Raw genomic sequence first — 15,846 nt, 5'->3', positions numbered from 1 at the left:
GACTAAACAAACTTTTTCGCTGCTGCCAAAGCCGCCTCAAACTTGAGCAATACATCCTTTTCTGTGTGAATAGCTTTCTCTTGTTCCAGCAGCGGCCGACCAAAGCGAAAAATGCCGTCCTGTTCTACGTGGTCTACATAAGGCAGCGTTTCTGGATGCGGCAAAAATTTTCTGCCGATTGTGTACGGCGTGTGGAAAGAAAAGCTAAAATCGGGAAACTTGTCGCTCTTGATTTCCAGGTAGTAAAGCGAGTAATAATCTTTGGTTTCGCAGTACACACATTCGCGGCACTTATTTACAAGTTTGCGGTTCTGATAGAAAAAGTCCCACTTGTCCCAATAGTAGGCATCTTTCATCATTTCCTGGTGGTCGTCGCACAGTTCGAGATATAATTTGTCAGAATCCGCCGGACGGTAGAAGTAAAGCATGGCGTAGGGCATTTCAATCAGTAACTTGACTGCTTGATTTTTTCGCTGGTACCATTCCTGCTGGTGAGCTTCGTAGATTTCCTTATATTTATTAATTGCTTTAAAGCTGTTGAGCTGATTTTCTTTGGCCCACCGCGACGCCCAAACAGTCCAGTAAGCTAGCTGGAAGGTTGCTGAAATTTCCGCCGAACCTTGTTCTTTCCAGTCGGCAATAATTTTTTCCCACTCGGAACTAAAAGCTACTCGTGATTGTTCGTTTTCTTCAGGCTTTTCTGTATGGATTGGGGTGGGTGTTTGGCGATTATTTTTAATCAGCCCTTTGGGTTCTTGGCGCCAATTATTAATATCGGTTGGCGTTAGACTTAAGATGAATCTTCTGTCGTGAACGGGATATTCTAAATGGATTCCTGATTTGCGGAAAGAGCGGTATTCGAGAATAGGGAGTTTGTCTTGTTCAATCCACTGCTGGCGTTCTGCTGGCGAACACTTGAGCATTGCTTCTAATTCAGCAGGATCGACGGCTAATTCACTTTTGAATGTCTCCCAAAATCTTTCTTGTTCGGCTGGATTTGCTTCCAGCAGGGATACAATTCGGTTGACGAGATGATCTGTTTGGTCTGGGCAATTTTCGGGAAGTCCTAAGAAGTCGAGGAGTTTGGTCTTGAGTATTCGTCTGGCTGAGATTAGCTCGGCTAACATGAGAAGCTCCAGTAGAGTCATGACTTGCGCCCTTGAACTGGCAAGATTTATGCAAGTCTTATATATCTTAACTCAATTGGCGTAAGTCCCACGCTGTAATTGTACTCAATTGGGCGTTGGGATATAAGCTTTCGCAAGGTCTATGAAATAATCAAAAATTTCCTGATTTATCACAAAAAGATGGTAAGATATAATTGGTTGCGACCCACCCACTCGGCTGCAAACAACAGGTCACAGTAGCAGTAGTATGCTTACCAAGGATAACTGCGAGAGAAAGGGGGAAAAGACAGACCGCTGGTTATTGGGATACGTCCTAATATGAAATACAATCCAAGTTTGTCATACGGAATAGTTTTTTGCCTTGGGAAACAGGGTTTCTGCGTGGGTTCCCTACGAAGGGATAAAGGCTGCAAAGCTTTCTTATGCTGTGTAAGACTTGGATCGTCTTAGGTGACGAATACCCAGTAATGGGATACCCAACAGAGCAACGGCAAATGAGACACGAAGCCTACACGCTCACCGCAAGGTTAGTGTTAGGTATTTCACTAGATTCTCCTGGGTTGTCGGCAATTAAAAGGTGTGCGCGAGCGAAGCTATCCCATTGCGCCTGCAAACCCGTTGCGGTAGGGAATCGTCCAACCTCCGCCCCATCCCTAAGCCAAAATACTCAAAACTAGACCAAAAGACCGATCGACCTTTTGGCCTGATTGGCTAAAACTCATATGTTGCACCATTCTCAATTAGTTGTTTAGGAACAGGCAAGATGCCTGTTCCACAAGAAAATTTATATTTTGTGGAACAGGCATCTTGCCTGTTGCTGAAAATGGTGCGAGATATCAGCTAAAATCGATAATTGCGATCGCGCACCCACAAACTCACAGGCACAGCATGGCCTGTTTTGTCAACCTTTACTTCTACCAAAAAAGATTGTCGCTGGTTCCTTTGAGCTTCGCTAATCTCCTGATTGACTTTTTCCCTTTCATCCTCTGGCATATAATAAGTTTCTAAGCCGTATTCCATCTGCCAACCGTTATATTTGCCCTTAATTGCGATTTGGTTGGCGGGCAAATTGGTGGGATTTTCTAGGCTGACGCGGATGGGTTTCCAAGCTTGGGGGCGGCCAGGATTAGTCGCGGCTTTTGGCGCTTCTAAGATTACATAAAAACTGGTTTGTGGTTTGAGATTGTGCGTATTTTTTGAACAAACAATTCCGGGCGGACAAGGTGTTTTTTCGGTCGGTAAATCTTTCCAGCCGGGGAGTTTTTGGAGATTTGTGAGATCGGAAATATCATATCTCAAAACTTGGTAATATCCGCGCAAAAAGTCGTAAGGGTCTACTGGTGCTGTTTGCAGGACAACTGTTTTGCCAGTAATAAAAGTGTAAACGGCGGTTGCGGGTACGGCGGCAATTAGTCCGATTTGCAGCAGCAAAGGAACCCACAGCCGCCACGCAGGAAGGCGTTTTGCTTCCGGGGGAAGCTGAAACACATTTGTTGTATCTGGATTTTCAACTAATAAGTCAATGTTGTTTGTGTTCATGTTAGGTATGGGTTATATTGTTTGCGGTGGTTTCGGAATGATTAAACCGCAGAGAACGCAGAGGGCGCTGAGTTAGAGAAGAGAGAGATTAATATTTTCTATTCATCGGAGATTGTTGCGAAGTGGCGCTCGAACCACAAACCCGCAGCAATTACGCCAATTCCGCACAAAACAAAGACAAAAGATTTGAGCAACAATCCTGTGTTATATTCAAATACTCTGCTGATGATTTGCAGGGTGATTAATACCATGCCTCCCCAAAAAGTCTTGCGGTTTCCTAATGCTAAACCTTCTCGGATTAAGCCGACCGCGAGTAAAAATGATAAAACATTGAACAGGAAAGTCGCTAATTGAGGAATGGGAGTAAAACTGAGGTGAAAAAGCGGTATAAAGGCGCTGGCGAGGATGAAAATGCCGATCGCACTTGTAGTCAAATCCACTGCTTTTTGTTTTGGTCGCCGCAGTTCCAAACGTCCCAAACGCAGCCATTCAAACAGCGTGAAACCGCCCAAAACAGCCACATTTGCCAGCAAAACCCAATCCGACTCCGTTGGCGCAGGATTCGGCAAATCTTGCCACCACCAGTGGAAAGAAAGAACATAAAACAAACCGGCGAGAAACAGCAGGGCTAAACTGCGGGCGGTAGGTTGAAACAGCTTGCGGCGTACCTGTGGCCAGATTGCATCGTCGTATCCCCACAGCAAAGCGGGCGGTAAAGCACAAAAAATTGCTGTACCCCAGGTTTGATTTAACCCTTGGACAATAGAAACTTGTAGGGAGAAAATTATCGCGATCGCACCTAGGGCAAAAATAGCACGCGATCGACACCAATAAGCCAGCGGCACAAACATTATACTGGCTGCGATCGGCATTTGCCGCACCAAAACTTCCAGCCAAGAAAACTCGACTTTGGAAGACCAATCTAACACGGCCAGCCAATAGCCTAAACCGACTAAAAGTGCGGACAAAACGCCCAAGGAAGTCAACCGCAAACTGTAAGCCATTCCGAGCACGCCGATTCCCCAAGTGAGGTAAAGTCCGTAGGAAGAACCGCCAATGTGAAACATTTGTGCCATCAAAGCCATATTTGCTCCTAAAATCAGAGCTCCTAACAGCAACAATCCTTGACCTAGGAGTTTGTTTCGCCCTATTGTTAGGGGCAAATTTAGATTGGAGTTTTTGCTTCGGGATGGGGGAATTCGCCACAGATAGAAACCTGCTGCATTGACTGCTACGAAAAGACTTAGCAGCAGCGCAACTCTCACTTCCCGCGACCAAACTTGCCAGTTTGCGGCTACAAAGGTGATGACTCCTATACCGAGGAGAATGCCGCCGAGACTCATCAGAATGCTGAGGAAACGGTTGCGGGAGGCGGTTTCGAGTGTGTTGAATTGGTAGCGTTCCGAAAGTTGTTGGTAGAATGAAGTGTCGATGAGTCCTTCTGCTTGCCAGAGTTTGGCTTGTTCGCGCAACTCGCGTCGAAATTTATCTGAAATCATTGTTTATATTCCAGAGGATTGGAACTGTGATAGTTTTTAATATGTCACTTGTGGGTTGATTGTCGATGGAGGCTGGGACACCTCTCTAACTTGCACAGCAGATTTGATTGAGATCCTTCGGCGGTTGAAACCGTTTCTATATAAACAAACTCCCAGCAGCAAGGGACGAATAAATTAAGGAAGGTAATTTTATGGTACAAGCTCAATCTAAAAAATTAACTTTTGACGAGTACCTTAATTACTCAAATGATACGGATCAACGCTATGAGTTAATTGATGGGGAGTTAATCGCTTTGCCGCCAGAATCTGAACCTAATAATTTCATTGCTAACTATTTATTTTTCTATCTTGCTAGCAGCGGGCTAGTGCCACTTAGACTGATTAAAACGCATAATTGCGAGGTTCAAGTTGCCGTTTTGCGATCGGGAGATGCCGCCAACCGCTACCCCGATTTGATAATTCTGGAACCTGAACACATTCCGCTGACAGCAAACAGGCTAACTATCACCTTCGATATGTTGCCTCCTCGGTTTGTTGTGGAGGTAGTCAGTCCGGGTAGACTGGGCAGGGATCGGGATTACGATCCTCTTCGAGGGCTTCGCCAACGCAAACGAGCTCAGTACGCAGCGCGGGGCATCGCAGAGTATTGGGTTATCGATCCAATTGAACAAGTAGTGACGGTTTTGCGGCTTGAGGATGGGCAATATGTTGAGGTTGGGGTATTTCGGGATGGAGAGGCGATCGTATCTCCGATGTTTCCACAGCTAAGTTTGACGGTTCAACAGATTTTGAGTGGAGAGGTTTAATGGCGGATCAATAGCTAATTGGTTAGCATTCATCTAACCACCTACCGATTAGTGAAAATCTCCACCCTCAACCTGATTGAGGCCATGTTTCAATCCCTGATAGGGATTTAGGTTGATTGCAACCTGTAAGTTTCGCTAACAGTCACACCCTTTTTAGATAGTGACGTGAGAATATCACCAACCTTACTTTGCTAAATAAATCTAGGCGGGGAAAATTCTATTTCCCAGCCTACCTAAAGGCTGCAACCCTTACACATCAGAAAACGCCCATATCCTGAGCCAACATTTGGAGAAGGGGCAGATCTCGCTCGATTGCAGATTCAATTTTATTACGTTATAATCTAAGAGTCAGCCAACCACTTGTAAAAATATAGCTTTTGCTGTTTTCTACAAAGTAAGAACGGCTGTATCAAACCAGCAATTATACTCTCTCAAAATACAAGAATAAGCTTAGCCGGCGTTCCTCAAGGAGCGCCTTTTTTTTTGGCTTGTTTCCAAACGAAAGGAGAGTGTGTTGCACAATCAAACTAGAAGAATTAAACCATGAACAAAAGTCTGTACTTAATCTCTACTATTACTCTAACTGCTGCGTTGAACTTCTTGCCCGCTTCTTCAAGCAGTATTCAGCTAGAAAAGGCAGCACTGAGTATAACTCTAGTTGAATATGTGAAAAAACTCCTAGATAAAGAGGATTAATCGTAGATAGGCGAGGGATTCCCATCTACAGCTTACAATGTTGTAACTTCATTAGGATTCGCTCATTTCCTGATTTAGAGCCTCAAATAAAGATAGGCGGGGATAGTCACATTTCCCCGCCTAAGCCCTGTAAACCTTACCGATACATCGAAAAAAAAAAGATACTAATCATTTAATTTTGGACTATCATCGTTTTCTTTTGTACTCTGAAGAAGTAGTGTTGTATTGACAATCATTAGAATACTTATGGTATTCATATTGATTAAAAATTGTGGGGGTATGATTCGACTTGGTAAATAAAGAAATATAAAATAAGTTATTGCAAAGTAAGTAAAAAAAACAAAAATATGTTTTATACTATACCAAAAAATTGTCCAGAAAAAACCTACTACCTTACGTAGAAATAAAAACAATATATGGATGATTTCACTCTTTAGTAGTTCTTTATCTGTCCTTGGATCATCATCATATATAAAAAAAGAATATTTACTCTTACCAGCAGCCTTTAAACCCTCATTAAGTGACCATAGCGTGAGATATAAAACCACTCCAATAAAATACAAAAAAGCACCAAGAATAAAGAATGCTTGTAATTGATTCATTAATGCTTGTAATTGATCCATTATATTATTTACCCAAAAAATTAAGTAACTTGTCTCAATTTCATTCTTACCCACACACAAAGAGATGTGCAAGGGTAAACGTAAACTATTTACATAAAACACAGCTTAAAAGTCTCAAAACCTTAATTATGTAAGGTTTTATCTGTCTGTGACCACTCTCACCGCCCTCACCGCTCTCACCGCTCTCCGACCGTGCAACCTCACCCCCTCACATCCAGTTTTTAAAAAGCTGTGGGTTCTCAGGTGCGAGTGTGACGCAAAAAATCTAGACCGCTCCGACCGTAACAAGGTGCGACCGCTCTAACCGTGCCAGCCAGTGCGACCGCTCCGATCTTGCGACCGTGCCAGCGCTGCGACCATGCGACGTTGCCACCTTGCCAGCCGTGCCTGTGATGCGATTTAGGCAGTACCAGCCGTGCCAGACATCCAATCACCCCAAAACTCCCCACAACGCTCTAGATAGCTGTATTTTGCCAGCTTGCCAGTGCCAGCCGTCCGATCGTGCCAGCCGTCCGATCGTGCCAGCCGTCCGATCGCCGTGTTGCCTCGGAGTCATCCGATCGCCCTGTTGAATCTGGCAATTTGAAGGGGTAACGACAGCCGAAAAAAATTACTCCCTCAAAAAAACACCTATCCCTAGGCGCAAATTTTATCCATCAACCCGATTCAAATTCCAGTCGTAAGGCAAAAAAACGATCGCCCATCCATCACCCACAGCCGCCTCCGGCCCCAAATAACCGCCCACATACTCAGCCACCGAACCCGCCGCCTTCACAAAATCCTCGCCGTACCACTTAAAAATCTTGCTCAAATAAAGCGTCTTTTTCTGGGCATCATATCGCACCTTATCAGGATTGTGAATAAAACGGCTGGCATCCGCTTCTAGTTGAGTCCGTACCGACTCCGGGAAATAAGCCCCGCGACGCAGCAGCGGGCACCCGACAGCAGCGCAAACTAATGCAAAATGGATGCGCGGTTCCGCAAATTCCGGCCGCAAAATTGCGTGTTCGATTTGATTGAGACTGTACTTTTTGCCGCCAATAATCACATTTGAACGAGTGAAAAAATCCAAAAAACTCAGCCAATTGGGAATTCCCAAAACTTTGGGACGGATCGACGCGATCGGATATACTGCCAGAACTTGAGAAATTGCGATCGCATTATACGCATTCAGCCACAACGCCAGCCGCGCATCCGCATCAGTACCATCCGCCAAATCCACATCCGCCAAACTTTCCAGCCACCCCCTCAAAACATCGGCCCCCTCAGCTTTCCAGCCCCGATAATTGACGCGGCCGAAATCGTCAACGTAGCGTTGCAGCAACTCGTCCCAAATCGTAAAGTCGATCGTACCGATCATTTATTACTATCCATCATATAAGGCGGACATTGCTTTAACTTCTGCTTCTATAGCAATCCTAAATCATTTGTGAATTTCTTACTCCCTCCCCTTAGCAAGGGGAGGGTTGGGGTGGGGTTAAAAATTTACGACTCCTGCAAGGATTTCTCTATTTAATACTAGCCTCAACCCAAATAACACCTGGAACACGGTAGCATTTTTTAGATTAGCCCCGTCAAACGGGCTCTGGATTAAATTAGCTTGAGTAAAATTAGTACCTTGTAAATTAGCTTGCCGCTAAGAAGCCCCGCTCAAATTTGGCCCGGATAAATTAGCTTCCCTAAAATTTGCTTCTCTCAAATCTGCCCCTCGCAAATTCGCATTTGCTAAACTCGCCTGCGGTAGAGGAATGCCGATCAAATCGCCGCCCGGACACTGGTTAGTTTACCGCAACTAATTGATTTGCTGCAGGTTAGGTGCAATCACCGGTGTAGCCAACCCGAAAATCATTCCCCATCAAACTGCTCCCAAAGTTACAGATTTCCTGCTCTTTACATTCTACAATCTTAGAAGATTCTTAATTTCAATTTCAACGGGGATCGGTTTCTTCCGGCACAACACCAATCCCACTTTGATCTGCAATTTTTTTAATTCCCCTTACCTCCATAACACACTATGAGCGATCAAACCAACTTTTTCGATAAACTGTTAGCTGCTGTTGAAAGCAATCAAAGTTTGCTCTATTTAGCCCTCGATCCCGACCCGGAAACCTTGCCCGCGCTGGTTTCCATGACTGGGGAAGAAACTCAAACTTTTGTAACTGATTTGTTGTCTAAGCTAAAAAGTGCGATCGACCAAACAGCCGATTTAATCTGTGCCTGCAAAATCACCCTCGGTTTTTACCAATCTCTCGGTATTCCCGGTTGGGCATTGCTGCAAGAAATTTTAACAATTATTCCCCCTCACCTGCCAGTAATTTTAGATGCCAAACACTGCGATTTAAATACCAGCACAGTGTTTGCCAAAATTGTATTTCAAGACTGGCGAGTTGACGCTATTACTTTAAGTCCCTATGCCGGATTCGACCAAGTAGCGCCTTTTTTGTTATACGCCGGAAAAACTGTTTTTGTGCTCTGTGCCACCGCCAACCCGTCAGGGGCTGCTTTGCAAGAATATCCGACGCCAAACAACCCTTTTTACTTGCAATTAGTCCGACTCTCTCAAACTTGGGGAACTCCCGAAAAACTCGGTTTAGAAGTAGGAGTAATGCCGGATATGTTAGCCCGCATCCGCAAAGAAGCTCCTGAACGCCTAATTTTAGTCGAAGGAGACATCGCCGAAGAAAATGACCTGACAGAAGAAAACGACCTCGCACAACTGCTGGCGGCCGGTTTAAGCACAAATGGTGACGGTTTGCTGCTGCCAGTCCCCCCAAGTTTATTAGCGGGGAAAGAGGCGCGCCAAGAAATTGAGAAATTGCGGGATAGTATTAATAAACAGAGGGTGCGGGCGATCGAAGGTAGTCCCACTTGCGAACTGTGGCTGCCCGATGTTTGCTTTTTGCAACCGGAACCTCACCGCGATTTAATCTTGCAACTTTATGACATCGGCTGCGTAGTTTTTGGCGACCACGTACAAGCATCGGGCGCCGTATTTCCATATTACATCGACTTGCGGAAAATAATCTCAATTCCGCAGATTTTCCACCAAATTGTCAGCGCTTATGCAGACATTCTCAAGGATTTAAAATTCGATCGCATTGCGGGAATTCCCTACGGTTCTTTACCCACAGCAACCGGTTTAGCATTGCGGATGGAACGCCCGATGATTTTCCCGCGCAAGGAAGTGAAAACTTACGGTGCGGGCAAATTAATTGAGGGGCATTTTCAGGCAGGAGAAACGATTGTCGTAGTCGATGATATTTTGATTAGTGGCAAAAGCGTAATGGAAGGCGCGGCTAAGTTAAAATCGGCTGGCTTGAATGTGGAAGATATTGTGGTATTAATCGACCACGAACAGGGAGTCAAAGATAAGATGCAGGCCAACGGTTATCGCGCACATTCTGTGTTAGCGCTTTCGGAAATAGCTGAAGTTTTGTATCGAGCAAATCGCATTGATACCGAGCAATTCCATCTTTTGACAGCGGCACATTAAATTATAAAATTTCTAGTTACCAGGCTCTGCCTGGTAATTAATACCCGGAGGCTCTGCCTCCTTTATTTATGTCTCATTTGGCTTGTTTTAATGGAGGCAGAGCCTCATGAAATGCGTTACCAGGCAGAGCCTGGGAACGAGTAAGAACGAGTAAGAATTAATTGTCTAGTTTTCTAGTTACCAGGCTCTGCCTGGTAATTAATACCCGGAGGCTCTGCCTCCAAAATTCAGTCTAGTTTGCCTTGTTTTAGTGGAGGCAGAGCCTCATGAAATGCGTTACCAGGCAGAGCCTGGGAACGAGTAAAGGTAAATAAATCAACCTTGCAGAACTTCAATTAAAGCATCGCCCATTGCCCGACAGCCGACGAGTTTCATGCCTTCCGACATGATATCACCAGTGCGATAACCTCGATCCAAAACTTCGACAACTGCTTGCTCGATTTTATTAGCAGCTTCCGGTTGATTTAAGGCGTAACGTAGCATCATTGCCGCGCTTAAAACTTGGGCGATGGGATTGGCTTTATCTTGTCCCGCGATGTCTGGTGCGGAACCGTGCACAGGTTCAAAAACTCCCGGCCCGCTTGCTCCCAAACTAGCAGAAGGCAGCATCCCAATGCTACCAGTTAGCATCGCCGCCGCATCGGAAAGAATGTCGCCAAATAAATTGCCGGTGACAATTGTATCGAACTGTTTCGGCCAGCGAATTAACTGCATGGCTGCGTTGTCAACATAGAGGTGAGAAAGTTCGACATCAGGGTATTCTGAAGAAAGGGCAATAATACGATCGCGCCACAGTTGCGAAACGTCCAAAACATTCGCTTTATCAACGGAACACAGCCTTTTGCTCCGCTTCCTGGCCGTCTCAAAAGCGACTCGCCCGATTCTATCAATTTCCGACTCGGTGTAAGCCATCGTATTAACGCCGCGTTTTTCGCCTGTTTCCGTCTCAAAAATACCTTTCGGTTTGCCGAAATAAATGCCGCCTGTGAGTTCGCGGATTACCATAATATCCACGCCTTCGACAACTTCCCGTTTCAAACTAGAAGCATCAACCAATTGCGGTAAAATAGTCGCCGGACGCAAATTGGCAAACAATCCCAATCCGGCGCGCAGTCCTAATAATCCTGTTTCCGGGCGCTGTTCGCGGGGCAAATTATCCCACTTGTAACCGCCAATAGCTGCTAACAATACTGCATCGCAGTTGCGGCATTTTTCCAGTGTTTCTTCGGGTAGCGGATTGCCTGTTGCGTCAATAGCAGCGCCGCCCATTAAAGCTTCTTGAAATTCAAAGCCGATGTCCAATTGTTGACCGACAAGTTTCAGGACATCTACCGCCACAGCGATAATTTCAGGGCCGATGCCGTCTCCTGGTAAAAGAGTGATGCGGTAGTTTTGAGTCATATCGATTTAGGAGTTTTGATTTGAGATTTGAGATTGAGAGTTAATGGGAATTCTTTGGAAATGCCAGACATTCTCACAAGGCTATAATCATATCAGGATAAGCAACCTCAGAATTGATTATGACATTCCCGACTTACCCGCCTGCTCAAGCTGAACCGCCTTTAGACCCCCGGCAGAGTTTGCCAACAATGTATGATTTACCTAGCGAAGACCCAAAGGAGCCCGGTTTGCCAGATACATTTCATTTAGATCAGCCGCAACTCTTGGAATTCACGTTTTTGCCGCCGGGATGGGATGCGGAACAAGTCTTTACAGCCAGCGACCTAAATTTGTATTACGATGCAACACAACCGCGCTGGCATAAACGCCCGGATTGGTTTGCTGCGGTGGGCGTGCCAAGGCTTTATCAAGGGCGCGATATGCGTTTGAGTTATGTAGTTTGGCAAGAACGGGTAAATCCGTTTGTGGTGGTGGAATTGCTATCGCCGGGCACTGAAGATGAAGATTTAGGGCGGACTGTTCAGCAAGCTGGGGAACCGCCGACTAAGTGGCAAGTTTATGAACAAATTTTGCGGATTCCTTACTATTTTGTGTTCAGTCGCTACACGGATGAATTGCGAGCTTTTCATCTTGTAGGAGGCCACTATGAACCGGCAGAATTAATTGATGGGCGGTTATTTATTCCTGAGTTGCAGTTGAGTTTAGGTTGGTGGCAAGGCACTTATAAGAGTATGAATCGGTTGTGGTTGCGGTGGTTTACGGCCCAAGGAGGGTTGATTTTGAGTCCGGGTGAAAGGGCGACGGCGGCGGAACGGCAACTGATAGAAGCTCAACAGCAAGTTCTAGAATCTCAACAGCAACTGACAGAATCTCAACAGCGAGAGGAAAGACTAGCGGCGCGGTTGCGGGAGTTAGGCATTGATCCTGAACAGTTGGTTTAATAGTTCTCGCACCCAGGCCTGGTGAAACCCGGTTTCAACTCCTCGAATCCGCGCAACACGAGTGAAATAAGATAAAAATAGTTCGATCGCACGCACGTACAAAAAAATCGGCAAGGAGTCGCACCAGTGGCAGAGGGCGAAGGCATACCAACATCAGCACAGATTGACAATCGGGACTATTCTTGGGCCTTTTGGCCAGTTGTTCCCCTCTATCCCTACAGCAAGCGGCGCACCATCCGCAAGGAAATAGTTAAAGATACAATCTGGACTTTTGACCAACTACAAGGCATTTTCTACGTAGTCGTCCCGATTCGGATGACAGTAATTAAACTAGAACCCGAAGGCCTTCTCGTCTACGCCCCCGTTGCACCGACTCCTGAGTGCATCCGCTTGGTAAAAGAGTTAGTAGCAGAGCACGGCGAGGTGAAGTACATCATGCTGACAACGGTTTCGGGCATCGAGCACAAAGTTTTTGTCGGCCCCTTTGCGAGGAGTTTTCCCGAAGCGCAGGTGTTTGTCGCCCCGCAGCAGTGGAGTTTCCCGGTGAATTTGCCGCTGAGTTGGCTGGGTTTGCCCGCGAAACGCACCTCTGTACTGCCGTTTGACAGCAGCAACACGCCGTTAGCCGATCAATTTGATTGGGCAATTCTCGGCCCCCTCGACCTCGGTTTGGGCAGATTTGCGGAAGTTGCGTTATTTCACAGACGATCGCGCACGCTGATGTTAACAGATTCCGTGGTTTCCATTCCCGAAAATCCGCCCGCGATCGTCCAACTCGACTCGTACCCGCTGCTGTTTCACGCCAAAGACAGCGCCTCGGACACGGTGCCAGACACCCACGAAAATCGGCGCAAAGGGTGGCAGAGAATCGCCTTATTTGCCATGTATTTTAGCCCCAGCGTGCTGGAAGTGCCGCCGTGGTCCCAGGTATTTGCCAGCGCACGCAAAGCGCCAGAACGCTCTAGGAAAGCTTATTTCGGGTTGTATCCGTTCAAGTGGAAAACACATTGGGAGCGATCGTTTGAGGCTTTGCGGGGAGGGGGGCGGTTGTTTGTCGCGCCGATTTTGCAGACATTGATTCTCAACCGCGCGCCGAGGGAAACTCTCGATTGGGTGGATCAAGTGGCGAGTTGGGACTTTGAAAAAATTGTACCTTGTCACTTCGATGGTGCGATCGACTCCCGGCCGCGTGAATTGCGGCAAGCATTCTCGTTTCTGCAAAAACACTCGCCTGTTAATTCTTTACCCGAAGACGATTTTAAATTGCTCAAGCAGATTGATGCGGGTTTGAATAAAACTGGTTTGGTTCCCCCTGCAAAAGAGAAGGTTTAATCTGAAATTTTTGACAATTCTGAATAAGCTGTTTGAGCACAGGCAAGATGCCTGTGCCACTAAAAAATTTAGATATTGTGGAACGGGCATCTTGCCCGTTTCAACACAGGCAAGATGCCTGTGCCACTAAAAAATTCAGATATTGTGGAACGGGCATCTTGCCCGTTCCGGCTAGAAGCCCCTCGCAAAGATAAAACCCTTGACAATTACTGGAAATTTATTCACTTATCTCATTAAATTATTAATCAACTCATCCACCTTCAAAAGTTCTTGAATAATTTGCTCTACCCTCTGCAGTTCATTTATAGGATTGAGAACTCTAATAGTTTTAGCAGATGTCGCTGAAGTATGTACCGCAACACCTCTTTCTTCCCCAAACGTATTCATCGTACCTAGCCAAGCAGAATCTAAATCATCAGTATCTATCCCTATTGGCAAAAGCAACGCCAGAAGATTAGCTTCTTTAATTCCATGATTTTGGTCAATTACTCGCTTAAAACTCTTAATAGCTAAATCTATTTTTTTATTGATTTTTATTTTTTCCTCCTTAACTTTTGTACTTCCCTTGGTTGGATTAAGTGTATCAGGCGGTACTTCCATCATTTGACCCGAAAAGGCAAGCAAGCAGATTAAAGTACGGCAAGTCTTACCCTGACTGTCCCAATTATTTTTAGCGTTAAGGGTGACTTCCCAAACTCTGTCCTCAAAATAAGCCTCAATTTCGGCATGAACGAAAACTCTGTAAGTAAGAGTTAAGGCTAACTGCCGATCCGAATATAAACCTGTAGGGCTAACTTTAGGAATAAATTGTTTTTTTAATCTATTTAACTCCTTGGTTAGAGTCCGAAATCTAACGGATTTTGACATACCTATGAATAACTTACCTCTACCTCAAACCGTTAAATATAATACGGTTATCTACAAGTTCAGGTACATTAAACTCTACATCCAAAACCTTTAACAAAGCTTTGCCCCACAGTGAAAGACGAGTATGAGTTTCACGAATGCTAGTTGTGCTTTTCTCAACAGCTTCTCTGAACTCGCTACTAGATGATGAACATAACTCTTTAAAAGCATTTGCCACACCCGCCGGATTCTTCTCAGCAGCTTCTCTAATAACTGGATCTGAAAAATAAAAAACCATCACATCTAAAATAGCTCGATTAAACTTGCTTCGGTAAGTATGAGAATTGCCTAACCACACACGAAATATATTTTCTTCTCCAAATATTTTAGTAGTTGTTTGCACTGCTTTTTCAAATTGGCTAACTGTAGATTCTATCTCCAGTTTGCGATATTTCCAATCCTGGTTGAGTTCTTTGCAAGTTATATCCAGGAACACTTTAAGATTACCGCGATACTCGGATAAGAAATGATGAAATCCTACATATCGAAGCAATAATTCGACATCGCGCATCCGAGGATCGGGATTTTTGGATTTGAGTATTTTTCTTAAAGCCGGATTTTCAATTGATTCATCATCTAAAAAATTGATAAAATCACCTGGATGTAATGCCTGCCTTAGTTCTTGTGCAGATAGCGGAGTATTTTCTACATTCAAACGTAGAAAAATTTTGTAGAGTAAACTTTCTGTCTTCCAATTCCGAATCAATGTAGTACGAAGAGTTTGATTGTCGAGTGCATCAAGTACAGAACTATGAAGAAGATTGTTTTTTAGATCCTCATGGGTACAACCATTTAGTTCTGGCATAAATTCTAAGTTTTTCAAAGCAAAACTATCGTTAGTAGTTTCGCTCATTCCATAAAATTGTAGAATCGTCAGCAAGCGTTGTTTGCCGTCAAGGACTACAAATTTTCCGCGTCTTTTGTCTGGAGAAGCTAAAACTATTTCTGGAATAGGAAATCCTAGAAAAATTGATTCAATAAACCTACTTTTACGAGTTATATCCCAGGCGTCTCGTCTTTGAAATCTTGGATTTAGTTGAATGTTGTCACGAACAAGTTGATCGAGTATGGTGGCTGTTGTCCAGTCATTTCCAGCTACAAGAATTTCGGATATCTCGTCTAATACTGATTTTGAGTTGCCATTAGATTCAAGCTCATCATCTAGAGCTTCATCTTCCTGCTCAAAGCTTACTTCTTCTTGTTCTTGTTTTTCCAAGAGTTTTAGTTCAGGCATGACCGCGCTCTAATGGGTGAGTTGAATCTGGATAGACTATCTATTACCTAAGTATAGCAGAAGTCAGAAGGCTTATGTTGACTATTTACCGATAGCGAGAGTATTTTATGCCTAAATTATCAGTTTCGGAACTTCCATAACTATTGCAATATTGTCGATTGGTGCGTCGCTGTAATATTTTCTATCTTTCTTTGGGGATGATCGATAGCGACGCACCAATGGAATACTTGGTAACTTAAGCAACTACCC

At 44.8% G+C, this 15,846-nt stretch carries 14 protein-coding genes and 1 pseudogene; 5 read left to right on the top strand and 10 right to left on the bottom strand.

Annotated features, from left to right (window positions below):
- Nucleotides 1–2: 2 nt before the first annotated feature.
- The 3 genes from QT987_RS11640 to QT987_RS11630 all read right to left on the bottom strand — a co-directional run bounded on the left by QT987_RS11640 (nt 3) and on the right by QT987_RS11630 (nt 4,165).
- Nucleotides 3–1,127 carry a hypothetical protein gene (locus QT987_RS11640; protein ID WP_333239954.1) on the bottom strand — a complete coding sequence of 375 codons (1,125 nt, stop codon included), beginning with the start codon at nt 1,125–1,127 and terminating at the stop codon, nt 3–5.
- An 840-nt stretch (nt 1,128–1,967) separates the two neighbouring features.
- Nucleotides 1,968–2,666: a GDYXXLXY domain-containing protein gene (locus QT987_RS11635; RefSeq protein ID WP_333239952.1), complete on the bottom strand. Its 699-nt coding sequence runs from the start codon at nt 2,664–2,666 to the stop codon at nt 1,968–1,970.
- Between the two features lie 98 nt (nt 2,667–2,764).
- Nucleotides 2,765–4,165 (bottom strand): DUF2157 domain-containing protein, encoded by a 1,401-nt coding sequence (locus QT987_RS11630; RefSeq protein ID WP_333239950.1) that lies wholly within the window; start codon nt 4,163–4,165, stop codon nt 2,765–2,767.
- 191 nt (nt 4,166–4,356) lie between these two features.
- On the opposite strand from QT987_RS11630, the gene QT987_RS11625 reads away from it, so the two are divergent.
- Together QT987_RS11625 and QT987_RS11620 are read left to right on the top strand one after the other, a co-directional pair.
- The gene (locus QT987_RS11625; RefSeq protein WP_333239947.1) at nt 4,357–4,971 is read left to right on the top strand and encodes a Uma2 family endonuclease; all 615 of its coding nucleotides are present in this window, start codon (nt 4,357–4,359) and stop codon (nt 4,969–4,971) included.
- 543 nt (nt 4,972–5,514) lie between these two features.
- Nucleotides 5,515–5,667: a hypothetical protein gene (locus QT987_RS11620; RefSeq protein ID WP_265237021.1), complete on the top strand. Its 153-nt coding sequence runs from the start codon at nt 5,515–5,517 to the stop codon at nt 5,665–5,667.
- 164 nt (nt 5,668–5,831) lie between these two features.
- Here QT987_RS11620 and QT987_RS11615 read toward each other — a convergent pair whose 3' ends face one another.
- The 4 genes and pseudogenes from QT987_RS11615 to QT987_RS29920 form a co-directional block, all read right to left on the bottom strand.
- Nucleotides 5,832–6,290 carry a hypothetical protein gene (locus QT987_RS11615; protein ID WP_333239944.1) on the bottom strand — a complete coding sequence of 153 codons (459 nt, stop codon included), beginning with the start codon at nt 6,288–6,290 and terminating at the stop codon, nt 5,832–5,834.
- Nucleotides 6,291–6,720: 430 nt separating this feature from the next.
- Complete coding sequence (locus QT987_RS11610; protein WP_333239942.1) at nt 6,721–6,846, bottom strand: hypothetical protein; 126 nt, start codon at nt 6,844–6,846, stop codon at nt 6,721–6,723.
- A 93-nt stretch (nt 6,847–6,939) separates the two neighbouring features.
- On the bottom strand, nt 6,940–7,650 hold the full coding sequence (locus tag QT987_RS11605; protein WP_333239940.1) for a DUF547 domain-containing protein: 711 nt from the start codon (nt 7,648–7,650) through the stop codon (nt 6,940–6,942).
- A gap of 117 nt (nt 7,651–7,767) precedes the next feature.
- Nucleotides 7,768–8,049 (bottom strand): annotated as a pseudogene (locus tag QT987_RS29920) (pentapeptide repeat-containing protein).
- Nucleotides 8,050–8,304: 255 nt separating this feature from the next.
- Between QT987_RS29920 and QT987_RS11600 the strand changes: the two are divergent.
- Complete coding sequence (locus QT987_RS11600) at nt 8,305–9,783, top strand: bifunctional orotidine-5'-phosphate decarboxylase/orotate phosphoribosyltransferase (protein WP_333239938.1); 1,479 nt, start codon at nt 8,305–8,307, stop codon at nt 9,781–9,783.
- Nucleotides 9,784–10,098: 315 nt separating this feature from the next.
- Here QT987_RS11600 and leuB read toward each other — a convergent pair whose 3' ends face one another.
- A complete protein-coding gene (leuB, locus tag QT987_RS11595) occupies nt 10,099–11,184 on the bottom strand; it encodes a 3-isopropylmalate dehydrogenase (RefSeq protein ID WP_333239935.1) in 1,086 nt (361 codons plus the stop codon).
- A 119-nt stretch (nt 11,185–11,303) separates the two neighbouring features.
- Here leuB and QT987_RS11590 point away from each other — a divergent pair, with 119 nt between their 5' ends.
- Nucleotides 11,304–12,125 (top strand): Uma2 family endonuclease, encoded by an 822-nt coding sequence (locus QT987_RS11590; RefSeq protein ID WP_333239933.1) that lies wholly within the window; start codon nt 11,304–11,306, stop codon nt 12,123–12,125.
- A gap of 126 nt (nt 12,126–12,251) precedes the next feature.
- Entirely contained in the window at nt 12,252–13,457 is a 1,206-nt protein-coding gene (locus tag QT987_RS11585; protein ID WP_333239931.1) for a DUF4336 domain-containing protein, read from the top strand.
- 225 nt (nt 13,458–13,682) lie between these two features.
- On the opposite strand, the gene QT987_RS11580 is transcribed toward QT987_RS11585, so the two are convergent.
- Complete coding sequence (locus QT987_RS11580; RefSeq protein WP_333239929.1) at nt 13,683–14,324, bottom strand: HEPN domain-containing protein; 642 nt, start codon at nt 14,322–14,324, stop codon at nt 13,683–13,685.
- Between the two features lie 19 nt (nt 14,325–14,343).
- The gene (locus tag QT987_RS11575; protein ID WP_333239927.1) at nt 14,344–15,597 is read right to left on the bottom strand and encodes a DUF262 domain-containing protein; all 1,254 of its coding nucleotides are present in this window, start codon (nt 15,595–15,597) and stop codon (nt 14,344–14,346) included.
- Between the last annotated feature and the right edge of the window lie 249 nt (nt 15,598–15,846).

The organism is Microcoleus sp. SVA1B4, assembly GCF_036700545.1.
In the GTDB taxonomy this organism is placed as follows: Bacteria; Cyanobacteriota; Cyanobacteriia; order Cyanobacteriales; family Microcoleaceae; genus Microcoleus.
This window is presented reverse-complemented; position numbering and strand designations above follow the sequence as displayed.